24 protein-coding genes are annotated in these 16,156 nt (G+C 71.6%); 7 read left to right on the forward strand and 17 right to left on the reverse strand.

Going from position 1 to position 16,156, the window contains the following annotated elements:
* The 5 genes from BMZ92_RS06205 to BMZ92_RS06225 form a co-directional block, all read right to left on the reverse strand.
* Complete coding sequence (locus BMZ92_RS06205) at positions 1–1,035, reverse strand: 4-oxalomesaconate tautomerase (protein ID WP_245782927.1); 1,035 nt, start codon at positions 1,033–1,035, stop codon at positions 1–3.
* A complete protein-coding gene (locus BMZ92_RS06210) occupies positions 1,032–1,727 on the reverse strand; it encodes a 4-carboxy-4-hydroxy-2-oxoadipate aldolase/oxaloacetate decarboxylase (RefSeq protein ID WP_091504731.1) in 696 nt (231 codons plus the stop codon). Before BMZ92_RS06210 ends, BMZ92_RS06205 begins: the two co-directional genes overlap by 4 nt.
* A gap of 73 nt (positions 1,728–1,800) precedes the next feature.
* Entirely contained in the window at positions 1,801–2,493 is a 693-nt protein-coding gene (locus BMZ92_RS06215) for a DUF4328 domain-containing protein (protein WP_091504732.1), read from the reverse strand.
* 33 nt (positions 2,494–2,526) lie between these two features.
* Positions 2,527–3,090 (reverse strand): TIGR03086 family metal-binding protein, encoded by a 564-nt coding sequence (locus BMZ92_RS06220; RefSeq protein ID WP_091504733.1) that lies wholly within the window; start codon positions 3,088–3,090, stop codon positions 2,527–2,529.
* Positions 3,087–4,070 carry a sigma-70 family RNA polymerase sigma factor gene (locus tag BMZ92_RS06225; protein WP_091504858.1) on the reverse strand — a complete coding sequence of 328 codons (984 nt, stop codon included), beginning with the start codon at positions 4,068–4,070 and terminating at the stop codon, positions 3,087–3,089. Before BMZ92_RS06225 ends, BMZ92_RS06220 begins: the two co-directional genes overlap by 4 nt.
* A 139-nt stretch (positions 4,071–4,209) precedes the next feature.
* Between BMZ92_RS06225 and BMZ92_RS06230 the strand changes: the two genes are divergently transcribed.
* Positions 4,210–4,617, forward strand: a complete 408-nt coding sequence (locus BMZ92_RS06230) for a DoxX family protein (RefSeq protein ID WP_091504734.1) — start codon at positions 4,210–4,212, stop codon at positions 4,615–4,617.
* A 2-nt stretch (positions 4,618–4,619) separates the two neighbouring features.
* On the opposite strand, the gene BMZ92_RS06235 is transcribed toward BMZ92_RS06230, so the two are convergent.
* Genes BMZ92_RS06235 through BMZ92_RS06250 form a run of 4 tightly spaced genes read right to left on the reverse strand, consistent with a single transcriptional unit; the run spans position 4,620 to position 7,645 of the window.
* On the reverse strand, positions 4,620–5,333 hold the full coding sequence (locus BMZ92_RS06235) for an anti-sigma factor (RefSeq protein ID WP_091504735.1): 714 nt from the start codon (positions 5,331–5,333) through the stop codon (positions 4,620–4,622).
* The gene (gene sigK, locus BMZ92_RS06240) at positions 5,330–5,920 is read right to left on the reverse strand and encodes an ECF RNA polymerase sigma factor SigK (RefSeq protein WP_091504736.1); all 591 of its coding nucleotides are present in this window, start codon (positions 5,918–5,920) and stop codon (positions 5,330–5,332) included. Before sigK ends, BMZ92_RS06235 begins: the two co-directional genes overlap by 4 nt.
* A 59-nt stretch (positions 5,921–5,979) precedes the next feature.
* Positions 5,980–6,924: a LysR family transcriptional regulator gene (locus BMZ92_RS06245; RefSeq protein ID WP_091504737.1), complete on the reverse strand. Its 945-nt coding sequence runs from the start codon at positions 6,922–6,924 to the stop codon at positions 5,980–5,982.
* 22 nt (positions 6,925–6,946) lie between these two features.
* On the reverse strand, positions 6,947–7,645 hold the full coding sequence (locus tag BMZ92_RS06250) for an AAA family ATPase (protein ID WP_091504738.1): 699 nt from the start codon (positions 7,643–7,645) through the stop codon (positions 6,947–6,949).
* Positions 7,646–7,660: 15 nt separating this feature from the next.
* On the opposite strand from BMZ92_RS06250, the gene BMZ92_RS38650 reads away from it, so the two are divergent.
* Both BMZ92_RS38650 and BMZ92_RS06255 read left to right on the forward strand, forming a co-directional pair.
* Entirely contained in the window at positions 7,661–7,837 is a 177-nt protein-coding gene (locus BMZ92_RS38650; protein ID WP_342743467.1) for an alpha/beta fold hydrolase, read from the forward strand.
* Positions 7,838–7,911: 74 nt separating this feature from the next.
* Positions 7,912–8,496 (forward strand): alpha/beta fold hydrolase, encoded by a 585-nt coding sequence (locus BMZ92_RS06255; protein ID WP_342743468.1) that lies wholly within the window; start codon positions 7,912–7,914, stop codon positions 8,494–8,496.
* Here BMZ92_RS06255 and BMZ92_RS06260 read toward each other — a convergent pair.
* The 5 genes from BMZ92_RS06260 to BMZ92_RS06280 are packed head-to-tail and all read right to left on the reverse strand — an operon-like array spanning position 8,493 to position 12,120.
* On the reverse strand, positions 8,493–9,461 hold the full coding sequence (locus tag BMZ92_RS06260; protein WP_091504739.1) for an amidohydrolase family protein: 969 nt from the start codon (positions 9,459–9,461) through the stop codon (positions 8,493–8,495). The two genes, BMZ92_RS06255 and BMZ92_RS06260, sit on opposite strands and share 4 nt — an antisense overlap.
* Before the next feature lie 25 nt (positions 9,462–9,486).
* A complete protein-coding gene (locus BMZ92_RS06265) occupies positions 9,487–10,317 on the reverse strand; it encodes an SDR family NAD(P)-dependent oxidoreductase (protein WP_091504740.1) in 831 nt (276 codons plus the stop codon).
* The gene (locus BMZ92_RS06270; protein WP_091504741.1) at positions 10,314–10,544 is read right to left on the reverse strand and encodes an ADP-ribosylation factor GTPase-activating family protein; all 231 of its coding nucleotides are present in this window, start codon (positions 10,542–10,544) and stop codon (positions 10,314–10,316) included. The genes BMZ92_RS06265 and BMZ92_RS06270 overlap by 4 nt, the downstream gene beginning before the upstream one ends.
* The gene (locus BMZ92_RS06275) at positions 10,541–11,584 is read right to left on the reverse strand and encodes a hypothetical protein (protein WP_091504742.1); all 1,044 of its coding nucleotides are present in this window, start codon (positions 11,582–11,584) and stop codon (positions 10,541–10,543) included. The genes BMZ92_RS06270 and BMZ92_RS06275 overlap by 4 nt, the downstream gene beginning before the upstream one ends.
* Entirely contained in the window at positions 11,581–12,120 is a 540-nt protein-coding gene (locus tag BMZ92_RS06280) for a UGSC family (seleno)protein (RefSeq protein WP_091504743.1), read from the reverse strand. Before BMZ92_RS06280 ends, BMZ92_RS06275 begins: the two co-directional genes overlap by 4 nt.
* A gap of 102 nt (positions 12,121–12,222) precedes the next feature.
* Between BMZ92_RS06280 and BMZ92_RS06285 the strand changes: the two genes are divergently transcribed.
* Positions 12,223–12,615, forward strand: coding sequence for a DUF2237 family protein (locus BMZ92_RS06285; RefSeq protein ID WP_091504744.1), 393 nt, complete (start codon positions 12,223–12,225; stop codon positions 12,613–12,615).
* On the opposite strand, the gene BMZ92_RS06290 is transcribed toward BMZ92_RS06285, so the two are convergent.
* Positions 12,599–13,201, reverse strand: coding sequence for a hypothetical protein (locus BMZ92_RS06290; protein WP_091504745.1), 603 nt, complete (start codon positions 13,199–13,201; stop codon positions 12,599–12,601). The genes BMZ92_RS06285 and BMZ92_RS06290 overlap by 17 nt on opposite strands.
* 43 nt (positions 13,202–13,244) lie before the next feature.
* Here BMZ92_RS06290 and BMZ92_RS06295 point away from each other — a divergent pair, with 43 nt between their 5' ends.
* Positions 13,245–14,288 carry a J domain-containing protein gene (locus BMZ92_RS06295; RefSeq protein WP_091504746.1) on the forward strand — a complete coding sequence of 348 codons (1,044 nt, stop codon included), beginning with the start codon at positions 13,245–13,247 and terminating at the stop codon, positions 14,286–14,288.
* Here the strand turns inward: BMZ92_RS06295 and BMZ92_RS06300 are convergent.
* Positions 14,285–14,893 carry a dihydrofolate reductase family protein gene (locus BMZ92_RS06300; RefSeq protein ID WP_091504747.1) on the reverse strand — a complete coding sequence of 203 codons (609 nt, stop codon included), beginning with the start codon at positions 14,891–14,893 and terminating at the stop codon, positions 14,285–14,287. The genes BMZ92_RS06295 and BMZ92_RS06300 overlap by 4 nt on opposite strands.
* A gap of 20 nt (positions 14,894–14,913) precedes the next feature.
* On the opposite strand from BMZ92_RS06300, the gene BMZ92_RS36775 reads away from it, so the two are divergent.
* Positions 14,914–15,258 (forward strand): hypothetical protein, encoded by a 345-nt coding sequence (locus BMZ92_RS36775; protein WP_143249804.1) that lies wholly within the window; start codon positions 14,914–14,916, stop codon positions 15,256–15,258.
* A gap of 241 nt (positions 15,259–15,499) precedes the next feature.
* Here BMZ92_RS36775 and BMZ92_RS06310 read toward each other — a convergent pair whose 3' ends face one another.
* Entirely contained in the window at positions 15,500–15,769 is a 270-nt protein-coding gene (locus BMZ92_RS06310) for a winged helix-turn-helix domain-containing protein (RefSeq protein WP_091504749.1), read from the reverse strand.
* Between the two features lie 64 nt (positions 15,770–15,833).
* Here BMZ92_RS06310 and BMZ92_RS06315 point away from each other — a divergent pair, with 64 nt between their 5' ends.
* Positions 15,834–16,118: a helix-turn-helix domain-containing protein gene (locus BMZ92_RS06315; RefSeq protein WP_091504750.1), complete on the forward strand. Its 285-nt coding sequence runs from the start codon at positions 15,834–15,836 to the stop codon at positions 16,116–16,118.
* The last annotated feature ends 38 nt before the right edge of the window (positions 16,119–16,156 follow it).

Here is a 16,156-nt window from a genome sequence, read left to right on the forward strand (position 1 = left end):
CTAGCGCGGGAAAACGGTGCCCTCGAACAGCTTTCGTGCGGTGCGCACCACGCCGGAGCGGCGCACGTGCACGCCGTCCAGTTCGACCTCCACCTCCAGGTGGCCGGTCGGGTGCTCGATGTCCAGCCGGTTGCCGGTGACGTGCGCCAGGTCGTGCCCGACCGCGCCCTCCATCAGCACGGCCGTCCCCACGGTCACCGCGCCCAGCACCCCGATCGACGTGTGCAGCTTCAGCGGGATGAACGTGCGCGTGCAGATGGTGCCGCCGTCACGCGGCGCCGCCACCAGCGTCGTCTTGGGGACCGACGCCTCGCTGACGTCCCCGAGCCCCATGAGTTTCCCGGCCTGCAGGCGGAGGGACTGGATCCGGTCGCGGAGACCGGCGAGTTCCTCGACGCTTTCGTAGCCGGTGATACCGAAATCCTTGGCGTACGCGACAACGACGGGCATCCCGTTGTCGATGCACGTGACCTCGATGCCGTCGATCTCGTCGCGCACGTTCCCCGTCGGCAGCAGGCTGCCGGTCGCCGAACCCTCGGTGTCGGTGAAGTCCAGCGTGATCGCCACGGCGGTACCGGGCACGCCCGAAATCGCGGTGTCCCCGTCGTAGCGCGGCACGCCGCCCGGCGTCGGGAACGTCGCCACCGCAACGGAATCCGAGTTCACCATGTGGATGCGCACGGAGGTCGTCTCGTCGCCGGGCCGCACGAGTCCGCGCTCCACGGCGAACGGGCCCACGCCGGCGAGGAGGTTGCCGCAGTTCTGCCGGTCGGAAACCGTGGCCTCCTCGACGCCCAGTTGCAGGAACAGGTAGTCCACATCGGACTTCCCGTCCCGCGACGGGGAGATCACCGCGACCTTGCTCGTCAACGGGTGCGCGCCGCCGATACCGTCGATCTGGCGCGGGTCAGGACTGCCCATGATGCGCAGCAGGAGGTCGTCACGCTCGGCCGGATCGGACGGGAGGTCGTCGGCGAGGAAGTACGCGCCCTTGGAGGTGCCGCCACGCATCAACAGGCACGGCACCCCGTTCACAGCCCGTACTCCTCTGCGGTCACGTACTGGACGCCGAGCTCCGCGAGCTTCGCGCGCAGGCCGTAGCGGTCGAGGCCGAGTTCGCCGTCGCGGAACGCCGCGCGGGTCTTCTCCTCCTTCTCCACGCGCGCCTGCGACGCCTCCACCGCGCGGTCGACGTCCTGCCGCGGCACGACCACGACACCGTCGTCGTCGGCGAGGATCGCGTCACCCGGTTTGACGAGCTGGCCGCCGATGGTGATCGGGACGTTCACGGCGCCCGCGGTCGCCTTGACGGTGCCCTGCGCGCTCACCGCGCGGGACCAGACGGGGAAGCCCATCTCGTGCAGTTCGGCGACGTCGCGGACGCCGGCCTCGGTGACCAGGCCGCGCACCCCGCGCACCTGGAGCGCCGTGGCGAACAGCTCACCGAACATGCCGTCCGTGCTGGGCGAGGTGGTGGTCACGACGAGCACGTCACCGGGACGGCACTGCTCGACCGCCGCGTGGATCATGAGGTTGTCGCCCGGCCAGGACAGGACGGTCACGGCGGTGCCGCCGATGCGGGAGCCGAGGTGCACCGGACGCAGCTGCGGACCGAGGAAGCCGGTGCGGCCCAGGGCTTCGTGCACCGTGGCGACCCCGTACTCGGCGAGCTTGTCGACCTTTTCGATCTCCGCGCGCGGCACGTCGGTGACGATGACGTTCCTCATGCCAGGACATCTCCCTACTTCCGGCTGCTCACCCGACAGTAGGAGCCTGCGACCTAGATTGTCAACAATTTTGCTAACAAGCGGAGGCTGCCTTCTGCCACGCGGTGATGCGGGCGATCACCAGCAGGAACAACCCGCCCGACACCACCCGGATGCCGAAAGCCACGGTGTCGGTGAGGGAGGCCGTGAACAGGTCGTGGGCATCGGCGGGCCGGAGGAACCCGACGGTGGCCCAGAGGTCGACGAGCGCGGACAGCAGGTAGAGCGACCACCAGGCCGTGACCAGTCCGCTTCCCCGCACCCGGGCCAGGTTCAGCGTCTCCGGGGAGCCGGGCCTGCTCGTCTTCCAGACGTCGGAGACGATCGTGTGCGGGTACCAGAAGTTGACGACCGGGCAGATCCAGCCGCCGATCACCCAGCCGCGGCCCAGCCGGTGCTGGGCGAGCGACCGCGACTCGGCGTTGCGGCGGGCCCGCCACAGCCACCCGACCACGACGACCCCGGCGCACGCCAGGATCGCGGCCGAAGCCCACCGCAACGTCCTGCTGAGCGAATCGGCGGCCACCACGTCGGCGAGCGGGGCGGAACCGTCGAGGTAGCCGGTGACCACGTGGTACGCGTGCCAGTGCGTCCACGTCACCGCACCCCTCGCCACCGCCGCCAGTACGACCGCGACCGCGGCGGCGACACCGAGCGCGGTCAACGGCCGCACGGGTTCGGACTCGGACGGGGAGGATGCGGCGAAGGGCGCCAGGGCATCGGTCACGGGAGGACAGTCGTGATCACGCGCCCCGGCGTTTCACCCCCTCCGCCCCGTGAAGGCCAGCAGCCGTTCGCTGGCTCCGCCCGCCACCCCCAGGGGCGGGCCGAACCGGCCGGGGCGGTCCGCCGGGGTGAGCAGGAGCGGCGCCAGTTCGAGCAACTCCTCCGCCAGGGGCTCCGGCAGCGGACGCCGCGCCCCGCACGCCTGCGCCACGTCCCACCCGTGCACCGCGATCTCGAACGCGCCGGCGCTGGTGAGGAGCTCCGGCGTCAGGACCGCCGCCCCGACGCCGACCGTCCCCGGCGCTTCCGCCGCCGTCCACGCGGCGAGCAGCCCCGTGGCGTGGCCACGCACCGTCGTGACCGGATCGCCCGCCGCCTCGGGCACGGTGAGCGGGACGTGCCCGAGGTCGGCGGCTTCCCGCAGCGCGAGCAGTGAATCGTCGAGGTGTGCGAGGAGGTCCCCCAGCGTCCAGTCCGCACAGGGGGTCGGGCGCGACAGCGGACCGGGCGGGACGAGGGCCAGGCTGCCGAGCGCGTAACCGATCGCGCGTTCGAGCAGCCCGAGCCCACCGAGCAGCGCCGCGCCCCCGTCCGTCATGCCGGCAGGACCTCGGGCAGCCCGAACTTCGCGAACAGGCCGGTGTCGAAGAAGCAGGTCACGTGCCGGACACCGGACTTCGACAGCGTCAGCACGGGCATGTTGAACGGCCGGTACACGTCGCCGTCCCGGACGTACAGGCCGAACCCCGGCTGGCCGTTCGACCGGATCGGCAGCAGCCGCATGTCGCCGGGGCCCTTCGCGGGGCACTTGAGGTCGATGAGCTTCGCGATGTTCTCCGGGCCCTGGTACCAGCCGACGAACGGCGGCATCTCCCAGATCGCGTCCTTCGTGAACAGCTCGACCATCGCCGAGATGTCCTTGCGCTCGAACACGTCCACGAACCGCTCCAGCAGCTCGCGCTGCTCCGCGTCACCCGGCGCGACGACGTCGTCCTCCCGCGGCGTCACCTCGTCGAGCTGGGCGCGGGCGCGCTGCAGGATGCTGTTGACCGCGGTGGTCGTGGTGTCGAGGACCTTCGCCACCTCGGCGGCGCGCCACTGCAGGACGTCCCGCAGGATCAGCACCGCGCGCTGCCGCGGCGGCAGGTGCTGGAGCGCGGCCATCAGCGCCAGCCGGATGCTCTCGCGGGAGGTCACGATCGCGGCGGGGTCGGCCTGGTCGGCGCCGACCATGGCGTCCGGCACGGGTTCGAGCCACGGCACCTCGTCCTGGGCGACCAGCTCGTCACCCCCGTCCAGGCCGGGCCCGCCGAGCCCGGTCGGCAACGGGCGCTTGTCCCGGCTCTCCAGCGCGGTCAGGCACACGCGCGTCGCGATGCGGTAGAGCCACGTGCGCAGCGAGGAACGCCCTTCGAACCGGTCGTAGGACTTCCACGCGCGCAGGTAGGTCTCCTGCACCAGGTCCTCCGCGTCGTGCACGGAACCGAGCATGCGGTAACAGTGCGCGAGCAGCTCGCGTCTGAACGGATCGGCCTGACGCAGGAAATCCTCGTCGGCCCGTCTTTCGGTCAGTGTCATGGTCACCAGCATCGCCTCCTGTCGCGTCACCTGTACAGACCCGGCAAAGTTCGCGAACTCATCGGTGCGGTGGCGATGACTTTCCGTGGCGGTCGTGGTCTCCCCTTCCGACCGCACCCGAACGGAAGGAAGTACAGCCATGACCACCCAGACCACCGTGCCCGCCCGCCGCACTTCCACCGTCGCCCTGTGGACCACCCAGGTCCTGCTCGGCGCCTTCCTGCTGATCGCGGCCGCGGGGCCGAAGCTGCTCGGCGAACGGTTCGCCGTGCAGATCTTCGACGAGATCGGCGCCGGGCAGTGGTTCCGCTACCTGGTCGGCGTGCTGGAGCTCGCCGGCGCGATCGGGCTGGTGGTCCCGGCGCTGACCGGGCTCGCCGCACTCGGCCTGTCGGCCCTGCTCGTCGGCGCCACCTGCACGCAGCTCTTCGTGCTCGGCGAACCCCTGTACGCGCTCACCCCGGCGGCGCTGGCGATCGTCGCGGGAGTGCTCGCGTACGCGCGCCGGGAGAGCACGAAGAGCCTCCTCGCGCGGCTGAGGCGATGACGTCAGACCGCGAACCGCGCCACCGGGCTCGTCGTGGGTTGCGGCGAGCCCCCGGCCGGTTCGACCGTCATCGCGATCTGCTGGACGCCCCGCAGCCCGGCGAACGCGAGCGCCGAGGTACCGCGAGGCCCCAGGACACCCAGCGACTTCGCGGTGCCGCCGACGATCGCCCACGCCTGGTACGTCGTGTTCGCCGGCTGGTCCGGCATCCCGGACAGCACCAGCAGACCGCGGTCGAGCCGCTGCGAAAGCAGCACGCTGCCGCCTTCGGTCGAAACGGCCCGCAGATCCGGCGCGGACAACAGCTGCGTCACGGCGTTCTGCTGGGCCAGCTGACCGCGGGCCGCGGTGAGCTGGCCCTGCGTCCGCACCACGACCACGCCGAGCGCGACCGCCACGACGACGGCGACCGCGGCCGCCACCGAAACCAGCCGCAGCGCCAGTCCCCTCGCCCCCCGCGCCGGTTCCGTGCGTTCGGTGCCGGGGGGTTCCTGGCGCACGCCGGCGATCCTGGTCAGCACCTCGGCCTTCAGCCGTGGCGGTGGCGCCTCGCTGACGGCGAGCGCCAGCCTGGCGCCGGTGGCCCGCAGTTCGGCGACCTCCCGCGCGCACTCGGGGCACTGCGCGAGGTGGCGTTCGAACTGCCGCCGCTCGAACTCGTCGAGCGCGTCGATCGCGTAGGCACCGGTCAGCAGGTGCGCGTCCGGCGTCGTCATCGGGTCACCCCCAGGCAGTCCCGCAGGCGGATCAGCCCGTCCCGCAACCGTGTCTTGATCGTCCCGAGTGGACTGTCGAGCAGCTCCGCGACCTCCGGGTACGTCTTCCCGCCGTAGTAGGCGAGCAGCACGGACTCGCGCTGCAGCTCGGTCAGCGAGCCGAGGCAGCGGCGCACCTGCTCGCGTTCGAGCCGGGCCGTCACCGCCTCGGCGACCTCGTCGAACTCGCGGCCGGGGGCGACGGCGCTCGCCTTCTGCTCGCGGTCGGCACGGGCCTGCGCCGACCGCACCCGGTCGACGGCGCGGCGGTGGGCCAGCGTCAGCGCCCAGTTCACCGCGCCGCCCTTGGCCGGGTCGTAGCGCGGCGCGGTGCGCCACAGCTCGACCAGCACCTCCTGCGCGACCTCCTCGGACTGCGCGACGTCACGGACGACCCGGCGCACGATGCCGTACACGGGTCCCGCGACGACCTCGTAGAGCCGCTCGAACGCGGCCTCGCTGCCCCTGGCGACCTGCGTGAGCAGCTCCTCCGGGGTCGGCCCCTGCTCGCCCGGCCGCGTCGGGAACGCCCGCACCGACTCGTCCATGCACCCATCCTTCCCTGGCTCGGCACAGTTCGTTCGGTACCGGGCGCGGGGCGGATTGGTCAGTTCAGGAACTTCGCGGCGTCTGTCAGCAGCCCGCGCAACCAGACGTGCCCGGGGTCGTCCTCGAAGTTCTCGTGCCACCACAGTTTCTCGACGATGGGCTGCGGATCCCCGGGGCACGGCAGCACCCGCAGGCCCAGCGTGCCCGCGACCTGACGGGCGAGCCGTTCCTGCAACAGCGCGACGCGATCGGTCCCGGCGACGAGGTGCGGCACGGCCTGGTAGCTCTCGACGCGCACGACGACGCGCGGCTGGATGCCGAAGGCCGCGAGCTGCTGCGAGAGGGGCGCGGCGGGCGGGTAGCCCTGGTTGGGGTGGTACGGCGCCACCCACGACAGCCGCGAGAGGTCGTCCAGTGTCGGCTCGTCGGTGGTCAGCAGGGCGTTCCCCTCGGCGACCACGCACACCCAGCGGTCGCGGAACAGCTCCGCCGAGCGCAGCCCCGGAAGCCGGAACCGGCCGACGGGCGGGGCGATCATGCCGTCCATGAGGCGGATGTTCTCCTCGACGTCGGCCGCCATCGCCTCGCGGACCAGCCGCAGGTGCAACCGGACGCGCGGCGCCCGCTCGTCGAGCAACCGCGCGAGGTGCTCGCCGAGCACGGCGATCGTGTAGTCCGCGACGAGGAGGGTGAACTCGCGGCGGGACGTGGCGGGTTCGAAGCTCTCCCCCGCGGCGAAGAGCCGTTCGGCGGCGGCGCACACGACCTCGACCTGCTCGGCGAGCTGCGTGGCCAGCGGGGACAGCACGTAACCGCCCTTGCCGCGTACGAGCAGCTCGTCCCCGAAGTGCCGCCGGAGCCGGGACAACGCGGCGCTCGCGGCGGGCTGCGTGACGCCCACCCGTTCGGCGGCACGCGTGACGTTCCGCTCCCGGATCAGCTCGCGCAGGATGACGAGCAGGTTGAGGTCCAGGTTCGCCAGGTGCGCGACGGCTCGTTTCATGACGATCTGGACTTTACGCAGCTCACTCGTCCGCGAGAAGGTGCCGCAGGTAGCGCTCCGGCGCGGCGAGGAAGTCGCGCGTCAACCGCACCGGCAACGCCTGCTTATAGGGGACGGGCACGATCTCGCCCGTCTCGGCGATCTCGTAGATCGTGGCGCCGGGCAGCGCGAGCAGCACCGGGGAGTGGGTGGCCACGACGATCTGGCTGCCCTGTTCCGCGAGTTCGGCGAGACGGGCCATGACGGCCAGGCACCCGCGCACGGAAAGCGCGGCCTCGGGCTCGTCGAGGATGTACAGGCCGCGCGGCCCGAACCGTTGCGTCACGAGGTCCAGGAAGGACTCCCCGTGGGAGCGCTCGTGCGGGGACACGCCACCGTAGGCCGGGAGGAGCGGCGGTCCCGGCTCGCGATCCAGGCGCTCGATCTCCGACGCGACGTTGTAGTAGGACTCGGCGCGGAGGAAGAAACCCGTGCGCGGCTTGGCCACGCCCCAGGTCAGGATCAGCTGATCGCCGAGGGAGGACTCGGTGGCGCGCGTGGCGAACCGGAAGTGCTGGCTGCCGCCCTCCGGGTTGAAGCCCGCGGCGACCGCGAGCGCCTCGATCAGCGTCGACTTCCCGGTACCGTTCTCGCCGACCAGGAACGTCACCCCCGGATCGAGCCGCAGCCCGCCCGAGCGGTCCAGGTGTTTCACCGCGGGCAGGACTGCCGCCACAGCCATGGCAGGATGTCCGTTGTGTCCCCCACTTTCGTGTTCGTCCACGGCTCCAACGGCAACTCCCTCGGCTGGGCCCCGCTCCAGCGCGAACTGGCACTGCGCGGGCACCGCTCGCTCGCCGTCGACCTGCCGGGGCACGGGTTCGGCACCACGTTCCCCGCGCGTACCAGGCGCCGCAGGACCAGGCCGAGCTGAGCAAGACACCCTCCCGGCTGGCCGGCGTCACGTCGGAGGACAACATCGCCCACGTCGTCGACGTCCTGCGCCGGGTGCGCGAACACGGGCCCGCGATCCTCGTCGGGCACAGCCGGGGCGGCTTCACGGTCACCGGCGTCGGCAACGCGGCACCGGACCTGGTCGACCGCCTCGTCTACATCTCCGCGTGGTGCTGCGTCGACGCGACGCCCGCCGAGTACATGACCGGCCCCGAGTACGCGACCAGCGCCCTGCACGAAACCGCGGGCGTGCTCGCGGCCGACCCGGCGGAACTGGGCGCGCTGCGGATGAACTGGCGCACCGCCGACCCGGAACTGCTGACAGCGCTGAAGAACGCCGTGCTCGCCGACGGCACCGAAGACGAGTTCCTGGCGTACCTCAACACGCTGGAGCCCGACGAAATCCTCGACAGCAGCCACAGCCAGGCGCGCGCCGAGACGTGGGGCGCCATCCTCCGCACCTACGTCCGGCTCGCCCAGGACCGGTCGATCCCGTTGGCACTGCAGGACCGCTTCATCCGCGAGGCCGACGCGCTCACCCCCGCGAACCCCTTCACCGTGGAAACACTGGAAAGCAGCCACGCGGGCTTCCTCGTGCACCCCGGCGAGGCGGCGGAGCTGCTCGCCGGAATGGTCTAGGCCAACCGGAGCAGTGCTTCCGCGTTGCCGTGGGCGATGCGCCTGCGGTCGGCCGCTGACAGGGGCAGCGATTCGAGGAACTGCCGCGCCTGCGTCATCGGCTGGTACGGGTGGTCCGCGGAGAACATGATCCGCTCGACACCGACCTGGGTCAGCAGGTTGGTGAAGTTGGGCTCGTAGTTGAAGCCGCTGAACGTGTAGTGCACGTTCTCCCGCAGGTACGCCCCGACCGGGCGGTCCAGCCCCGTGGGCGGCGAGATCTCGTGGCTGCCGAACACCTCCTCCAGCCTCGGCAGCATGAACGACAGCCCCTCGCCCATGTGCCCGATCACCAGCTGCAGCCGCGGGTACCGGTCGAACACGCCGCCCAGCACCATGCGCAGCACGTGGGTGGCGGTCTCGATGTGCCAGCCCCAGCCCGCCGCGGCGAGAGCGAAGGACACCCGCTCCGAGAAGTTCCCCGTGTAGCTCGCTTCGACGACCGGTCCGGGCGGCGGTGTCGGGTGCAGGTAGACCGGCACGCCCAGTTCCTCGGCCTTTCCCAGCACGGGCGCGAAGAACTCGTCGTCCAGGTACCGGCCGCGGATGTGCCCGTTGACGACCGCGCCGACGAAACCGTGCGTCTCGACCATTCGGGACAGTTCGTCCGCCGCGGCCGCCGGATCCGCCATCGGGAGCGCGGCGAAACCGGCGAACCGGTCCGGGTGGCGGCGCACCGCTTCCGCGAGTTCGTCGTTCGTCGTGCGGGCCCAGTCCCGCGCGTCGTCCGCGTCGAGTTGTTCCGTGCCGGGCGCGGTCAGGGACAGGACCTGGACGTCTATCCCGGCCTCGTCCATCTCCGCGAGCCTCAGCTCGTCCAGGTCGCACAACCGGTTGAGGAAATCCCCTTGCCCGACAACGTGCCTGGCCGGCCCTTCGGCGAAGGCACGGGTGGCGAAGTGTTCCTCCAGCGTGATCGTCCGCATGCCCCCATTGTGCTCCCGAAAACGATCACGGGCGCTTCAGCGGGAACGGCGTCAGCCCACCTCCGTCGAGCACGAGCGTTTGCGCCGTGACATAACCGGCGTCTTCGGACGCCAGGTACCGCACCGCGGCCGCGACGTCCTCCGGCTGCCCCACGCGACCGACCGGGATCGCCCGGCCCCGCTGCGCCAGCACCTCCCCCTCGTCCAACGCGGGATCGGGGTTGAGCACCGCACGGCTCGTGCCGACCAGCCCGGGGCAGATCGCGTTCACCGTGACGCCCCAAGGCGCCACGTCCATCGCGAGCGCCCGCGTCAGCCCGATCACCCCGGCCTTCGACGCCGAGTAGGCGGTCGACGACGGCGCCGCCGACAACCCCGCCATGGACGCGATGTTGACGATCCGGCCCCACCGCTGCGCCCGCATCACGGGCACGGCGAACCGCGACATGAGGAACGTGCCACGCAAGTTGACGCGGATGACCTGGTCGAACACGTCCAGCGGGACCTCTTCGACGTCCTGCCGGTCCGGTCCCTGCGGGGCCGCGGCGTTGTTGACCAGCACGTCGAGCCGCCCGTGCCGCTCGACGACCTCGCCGATCATCCGGCGCGCGTCGTCCTCGTCGCCGATGTCGCCGGTGACCGCGGACGCCGTCCCGCCCTCCGCGGTGATCTCCGCGACGAGCGACTCGATGGTCCAGTCGTCGTGGCGGCCCAGGCGTTCCTGCCGCAGGTTCGGGACGCCGCCGGGCACGCGGTCGGACACCACGACGGCCGTCTTCTCCGCCGCCAGCGCCCGCGCGATCGCCTGCCCCATGCCGTCGCGTTTGCCGCAGCCGGTGACGAGTGCGACCTTCATTCGGCGTCGCCCGGGTACGTCAGGTCGATGGACTGCTCGGGCACGCCGAGCGATTTGTGCAGGATGCCGCGCAGGACCGGTTCCGGCGCGAGGCAGTCCGCGCAGGCGTCCGGATCGGCGACGGAGATCCGGACGTCCACCCGCCCGCCGCGTTCGGCGACGTCGAGCGCGTACCCGTCGGCGGCGAGCGTGTCCCGCATCGCCTTGAGCCCGTTCTGGTCGATCATGCCTTTCCTCCCACCGGAACCGCTTTCCCGCGCCAGGCCCCGAAGACCCGCACGACCATCGACATCGCCGCGTTGCGCGCCCCGGCCACCACGACCGGCAGCTGGTCCGGGCTCGACATGAACCGCTCGAACTCCTCGTCGGTGCCGTCGTCCTCGGCCGCGTGACGCACCCAGTTGTCCGTCAGCCCGTTCTTGCCCACGCGCCGCAGGTCGCCGCGCCTGCGGCCGACGTGCTCGACGAGCCACGCCTTGACGTCCGCCTTGCTCATCCCGTCCTTGGCGAACATCTGCGCGTGCTCGGGGCTGAGCACCAGCCCGCACGGTGCTTCGCGGAAGATCACCGCACCCGTGCGCGCCATGGTGTCGGCGATGTCCGCCAGCACCTGCTCCGGGTCCTGCGTGTGCCGGTTGTCGACGTACTCACACGTCCGGAGCAACGTCGCCGACACGGCGCTGACGTCCTCGCCGAGCCCGCACTCCACCGAAAGCGGTTCCCACGGGCTTTCCTCCTCGTTCTCGGCGAGGCAGATCGACCACCGGCCGGGCAGGCCCTGCGTCGCCTGCTCAAGCACGTGCGGCCGGACGCCGAAGGCGTTGCGCACGATGAGCCCGATCGCTCTCGCCACTGTCGCGTTAGGACGGAAGCCGGGGCCGAACACCCCGCCGGTGCTGTTGAAACCCAGCCGCTGCCGCACGGGACCGTTGACGACGATCAACGGCGCCGGACCGCTCGTGCTCTGCCAGCCGCCGCCCGCCGCGGCCCGGTCGGCCATGACCGCCTCGAACGCGGCGAGCACGACCGGGAAGTACTCGGGCTTGCAGCCGGCCATCGCGGCGTTGATCGCGGCCAGTTCCACCGTGCAGTCGCGGCCAAGCTGGGCGAGGCTGCCGAGGACCTCGTCCGGCGCGCGGTCGGTCTCCGCGAGGAACTTGTCGACAAGTGGCTGCGAGGCGGGGACCAGCGGCAGCCCGTCGCTCCAGTCCTGCTCGTAGCAGTACTCGATGGCCGCCTGCGCGACGTCGGGATCGGGCGCCGTCATGACGCTTCCGTCAGGATCGCCACGATCTCCGGCAGCACCTCTTCGGCGCGTTTGCGCACTTCGTCCGGGTTCAGCACCGCGACCGGGTGCGCGGTCTTCGCGTAGTGGTAGCCCTTGGCGCCCCGCAGGTCCGCCATCGCATCGGCGGTGACGACGAACGCGTCGCTGCAGATGACCGCCGCCGGGATGCCACGGCGTTCGAGCGCGACGCCGTCCGCCACGGCCGAAGCGCTGCACGACCCGCAGTCGCCGACGCCCGTGATCACGGCGTCGCAGGTCTCGGCGAGTTCCGACAGCTGTTCCTCGGGCAGCGGCAGGGCGAACGCGGTCTTGACGCTCGGCCGCACGGCCTCGACGCCGTACCGCTCCTGCAGCAGCTTCCCCAGCTCGTCGAGGAACAGCGCCGCGTTCTGCTTGGTGTTGGACAGCAGCCCGACCGTCGCCCCGGCCAGCCGCGCGCGCCGGGGTGTCAGCACGGCCGCGCCCTCCGACACGGCGCGGCGCCCGCCGGTCGGATCCAGGATCGTGTTGGCCATGCCTGGAATCGTCGGCCGCCCGCGCGGGGGAACCAAGAGCGTTTTCGCCTGGCGCAAGCACTGTTACCAGCGCGGCCGCCGGGATCCTGGGAAACTGGGTGCATGGCGAATGATCGCAACGTGCTCGGCGGGGAACTGGAGCCGTGTGGCAGCGACCCCGTCACCGGGTTCTACCGCGAGGGCTGCTGCACCACCGGCCCCGACGATCTCGGCAACCACACCGTCTGCGCGGTCGTCACCAAGGAGTTCCTCGAGTACTCGCTGAAGGTCGGCAACGACCTGCTGACCCCGCGCCCGGAGTACGACTTCCCCGGGCTGCAGGCCGGGGACCGCTGGTGCATCGTCGCGGCGCGCTGGCAGGAGGCCTACGAGGCGGGCGTCGCCCCGCCGGTCGCGCTCGCCTCGACCCACGAGCGGGCGCTGGAGGTCGTGGACCTGGACGCGTTGCGGGAGCACGCGGCGGACGTGCCCGCGGACCCTAGCTCGCTGCTCTGACGCGTGAGCGGGTGAACCGCACGGTCGCGGTCACCAGCGCGACGGCACCGAGGATCGCGACCAGCTCGAAGTACAGGTTGTGCCTGCTCGCGAAGTCGGGTTCGAGGAGGCCGCCGGGATCGTCGAGCACGGCGACCCGCGCGCCCTCCTCCTGGCGGTCCGTGGAGTCGGTGCGGAGGGTGAACGTGCCGCCGCTGGGGCAGTTCAGGGTGTGCACGAAGCCGTAGTGGCGGTAGCGGGAGCTGGTGTCGACCTCCTCGCGGTGCACCACGTCGCACGTCTCCGCCGTGCCGAACACGTGGAGCGCGAGGCCCCGGCCACCGACGGTGAGCGCGGCGAACAGCAGGGCGCCGGACAGCAGCGCGGCGATCAGCGCCCACCACGGACCGCCCGCGTACCGCACCATGCCGAGCCCGAACGCCGCCACCCCGGCGATGCCGAGGACCAGTGCGGCGAGGCTGCTGTGCGGCGGCAGCACGAACACCAGCGCGGCCACGACGACCGCCACCAGCCCGGCCGGGGCGACCACGCGCCCGGTCCGGATCCCGAGTCTTCGAGCCAGTTCACCCGCTGGAGTGCCTGCCATCGCGTAACTCTAGCTACCGGATCCGCCCTTGTATTGTGACCGCGTGCACGAAGCCGGCTACTACGAGCTGCTCGGGGTGGACAGGTCCGCCTCCGTGGCCGAGATCAAGTCGGCGTACCGCGCGAAGGCCCGCGCCAGCCACCCCGACGCGGGCGGTTCGCCCGCGGAGTTCCACCGGCTCCGGCAGGCCTACGAGACCCTGAGCGACCCGCGTCGCCGGGCGGACTACGACCGGGGGCTGGCACCCGCGCCGGTGCGGGTCCGGCGGCGGCCACGCGACTTCGGCGAGGACCCGTCGTTCGTCGCGACGATCCCCCCGCTCGACCCGGAGTCGCTGCCGTGGTGGCACCGGGGCGGCGAGTGCGCGTCGCCCGCGACCCCCGAGCGTCCCGGCCACGCCCCCGCCGCGATCCTGCTCGGCTGGCTGTTGCTGGTGGTGCTGCCCCTGCTGGCGGGCCCGTTGTTGCTGACGATCTGGCTCCTGCTGGCGACGGCGGTGGCAATCTGGCTCGTGCGGCGGCACCTGCTGCTCCGGCAGGCACGTGAGCGCTTCGCGAGCGAGTTCGGCCGGACGGTCGTGTTCGGCAGGCCCGGTGCCGACGCCGACCAGTGGGGTGAGCGGCTGACGGCGGAACTGCTGGAGCGCTACCTGACCCGGCTGCCGTCCGTGCGGATCTTCCACGGGCTGGCGTGGCCGGGTTCGGTGTTCGCCGACGTCGACCACGCCGTGCTGGCCGGGCGGCGGCTGGTGCTGATCGAGTCGAAGACGTGGCTGCCGGGGCACTACGCGGCCGACGAGGACGGCACCCTCTGGCGCGACGACCGCCTCTTCCGCGGCGGCGCGACGCGGCTGCCGGCGGCGATCGAGGCGTACCGGGAGCTGTTGCCGGGCGTGGAGATCCGCGGCGCGCTGGTCGTGTACCCCAGCCGTGCCGGCGAGATCACCACGGAAGAGGACTTCGAGGTGCCGGCCCCGCCGATGACGCCCGAGCAGTTCGTCGAGGAGATCGGCGGCTGGCTGGCCGCCCAACCGTCCACTGTGGACGTGGAGGTGCTGCGGACCGTGCGGCGCCAGGTGGTGGGTTAGCCGACGGTGCCGTACTCCGGCTCACCGGCCGTCTCGTACGCCAGGTGCAGCACCCCGTTGGGGTAGCTGACGGATTCGACCAGCCGCAGCGCGGTGGGCGGGACCCCCTCGCCGAACACCTTCTTGCCGGTGCCGAGCACGATCGGGTCCACCCACAGGTCCAGCCGGTCGACGAGGCCGAAGCGCAGCAGCGACTGCACGAGGTTGAGGCTGCCGATGACGTGCACCTCCTCGTACCGGTCCTTCAGCGCGGCCACGCTCTCCTCGAGGGGCTGACCGAGGACGGTCGAGCCCTGCCAGGACAGGGGCTCGGTGAGCGTGCGGGTCGCCACGTACTTGGGAACATCGTTGAGTACCGCGGTGAAGGGCATCTCCTCGGGCGCGTTGGGCCAGAAGGCGGCGAACACGTCGTAGGTCCGGCGGCCGAGCAGCAGGGCATCCATCGACTGGGCTCCCTCGAGCATGACCTTGCTCGCCTCGAGGTCGAGGAACGGCGCGTGCCACCCGCCGTAGCGGAAGCCGCCGTCGGTGTCCTCGTCGGGCTGTCCCCCCGACTGCGCCACGCCGTCCAGGGTCATGAACTCGGCCACGATCAGCTTGCCCACGGTCGCTTCCTCTCCTCGGTGTGCCTGTCCGCCAGTACGGACCCGGAGGAGACCGGGAACTCATCGCCGCGGGCGATTTCCCGCAAGACCTGGTTGGAGCGGACTACGCCGGAGATCCTGTCCCGCTGCGGCGGGCCGACCGGCATCCGCAAGGTCACCGCCATCGCCACCGGCACGGCAAAAGACTGGTCGCCGACATCTGGACCGCACTGGACGAGCAGACCGCCAGCGTCCCGGACACCACCGGCGCCGACGCCGTCCTGCCCCGACTCGCCGACAGCCTGAAAACCGCGTATCAGCAACGCAGCCAGGTGACCACGGAGGTGGAGGAGATACTCGATGCGCACACTCGCGCCGGGTCCTGACCTAGATGCCCGGCAAGGGCGTCAGGACGCCGCCCGCACCCTGCTCGAGACCCGGCGACGCCTCCCACATCCGCCTCGCCCGCCGCTGCGACGTCGTTTACGCCAGCCCCCACTCCGCAAGCCAGCTCCGACGTCGGCGCGGTATCGCCTCCGGCCTGGCTCGACCGAGCAACCCCCGCACTCTGCGCCGACGCTTCGCCTTACGACTTGAAATCAGCCACCCACCCCGCCCCTCATCGCGTCAAGCCGCGCTCCACAGGCATATCGGTGGCTCACGGTCCCGCTTCGCGACGTACGTGCCCTTCGACTTGATCGTGACCACGAGGCCGCGCTCCCGCAGGAGGCGCGTCGCGTGGCGGGCCGTGCCCAGTGAGACGCCGTACTCGCGGGCGAGCTGGGCTTCGGCGGGCAGCGTCGTGTTCGGGGGCAGCTCTCCGGAGAGGATGCGCGCCGCGAGCTCCGCCGCGACGGCTTCGTACAGGTACCCCGGTGTGGTGCGTTCATGATCCATGCGACAAAAAGTACCATAAGAAGAACAAGCTGTCCTGCGAAACGCCGGGACTAAGCTTCTCCCGATGGCTGAGAAGGAACCGGACGAGTCGCTCGACGACCGCCTGCGCGCGCTCGCGACGCGGGTACGCAGGGCACGCCGCGATCTCGACCTCAGCCAGGAGGACCTCGCCGACCGCGCGGGCGTGTCCCGCTCGGTCGTGGCGGAGCTGGAGCGCTCACGGCTGGACCAGCCGAAGAGCAAGGAGGACCCGCGCCAGCGCCCGCCGCGCAACATCACGCTCGACAGCCTCTTCCGGATGGCCGACGCGCTCGGCATCCACCCCGCGGACCTGCTCGACGACCGCTGACGTGGAGTCCCTCACTCCGGCGGGGCCCCGGGCCGCAC

The organism is Amycolatopsis sacchari (assembly GCF_900114035.1).
In the GTDB taxonomy this organism is placed as follows: Bacteria; Actinomycetota; Actinomycetes; order Mycobacteriales; family Pseudonocardiaceae; genus Amycolatopsis_E; species Amycolatopsis_E sacchari.

Coding starts and splice junctions, on each gene's coding strand:
- BMZ92_RS06230 (WP_091504734.1), top strand. CDS start 4,210: ATGACCACCCAGACCACCGTGCCCGCCCGCCGCACTTCCACCGTCGCC.
- BMZ92_RS06250 (WP_091504738.1), bottom strand. CDS start 7,645: ATGGCTGTGGCGGCAGTCCTGCCCGCGGTGAAACACCTGGACCGCTCG.
- BMZ92_RS06265 (WP_091504740.1), bottom strand. CDS start 10,317: ATGAAGGTCGCACTCGTCACCGGCTGCGGCAAACGCGACGGCATGGGG.
- BMZ92_RS06210 (WP_091504731.1), bottom strand. CDS start 1,727: ATGAGGAACGTCATCGTCACCGACGTGCCGCGCGCGGAGATCGAAAAG.
- BMZ92_RS06275 (WP_091504742.1), bottom strand. CDS start 11,584: ATGACGGCGCCCGATCCCGACGTCGCGCAGGCGGCCATCGAGTACTGC.
- BMZ92_RS06285 (WP_091504744.1), top strand. CDS start 12,223: ATGGCGAATGATCGCAACGTGCTCGGCGGGGAACTGGAGCCGTGTGGC.
- BMZ92_RS06270 (WP_091504741.1), bottom strand. CDS start 10,544: ATGATCGACCAGAACGGGCTCAAGGCGATGCGGGACACGCTCGCCGCC.
- BMZ92_RS06290 (WP_091504745.1), bottom strand. CDS start 13,201: ATGGCAGGCACTCCAGCGGGTGAACTGGCTCGAAGACTCGGGATCCGG.
- BMZ92_RS06315 (WP_091504750.1), top strand. CDS start 15,834: ATGGCTGAGAAGGAACCGGACGAGTCGCTCGACGACCGCCTGCGCGCG.
- BMZ92_RS06225 (WP_091504858.1), bottom strand. CDS start 4,070: ATGACACTGACCGAAAGACGGGCCGACGAGGATTTCCTGCGTCAGGCC.
- BMZ92_RS06310 (WP_091504749.1), bottom strand. CDS start 15,769: ATGGATCATGAACGCACCACACCGGGGTACCTGTACGAAGCCGTCGCG.
- BMZ92_RS06260 (WP_091504739.1), bottom strand. CDS start 9,461: ATGCGGACGATCACGCTGGAGGAACACTTCGCCACCCGTGCCTTCGCC.
- sigK (WP_091504736.1), bottom strand. CDS start 5,920: ATGGACGAGTCGGTGCGGGCGTTCCCGACGCGGCCGGGCGAGCAGGGG.
- BMZ92_RS06280 (WP_091504743.1), bottom strand. CDS start 12,120: ATGGCCAACACGATCCTGGATCCGACCGGCGGGCGCCGCGCCGTGTCG.
- BMZ92_RS06245 (WP_091504737.1), bottom strand. CDS start 6,924: ATGAAACGAGCCGTCGCGCACCTGGCGAACCTGGACCTCAACCTGCTC.
- BMZ92_RS06220 (WP_091504733.1), bottom strand. CDS start 3,090: ATGACGGACGGGGGCGCGGCGCTGCTCGGTGGGCTCGGGCTGCTCGAA.
- BMZ92_RS06235 (WP_091504735.1), bottom strand. CDS start 5,333: ATGACGACGCCGGACGCGCACCTGCTGACCGGTGCCTACGCGATCGAC.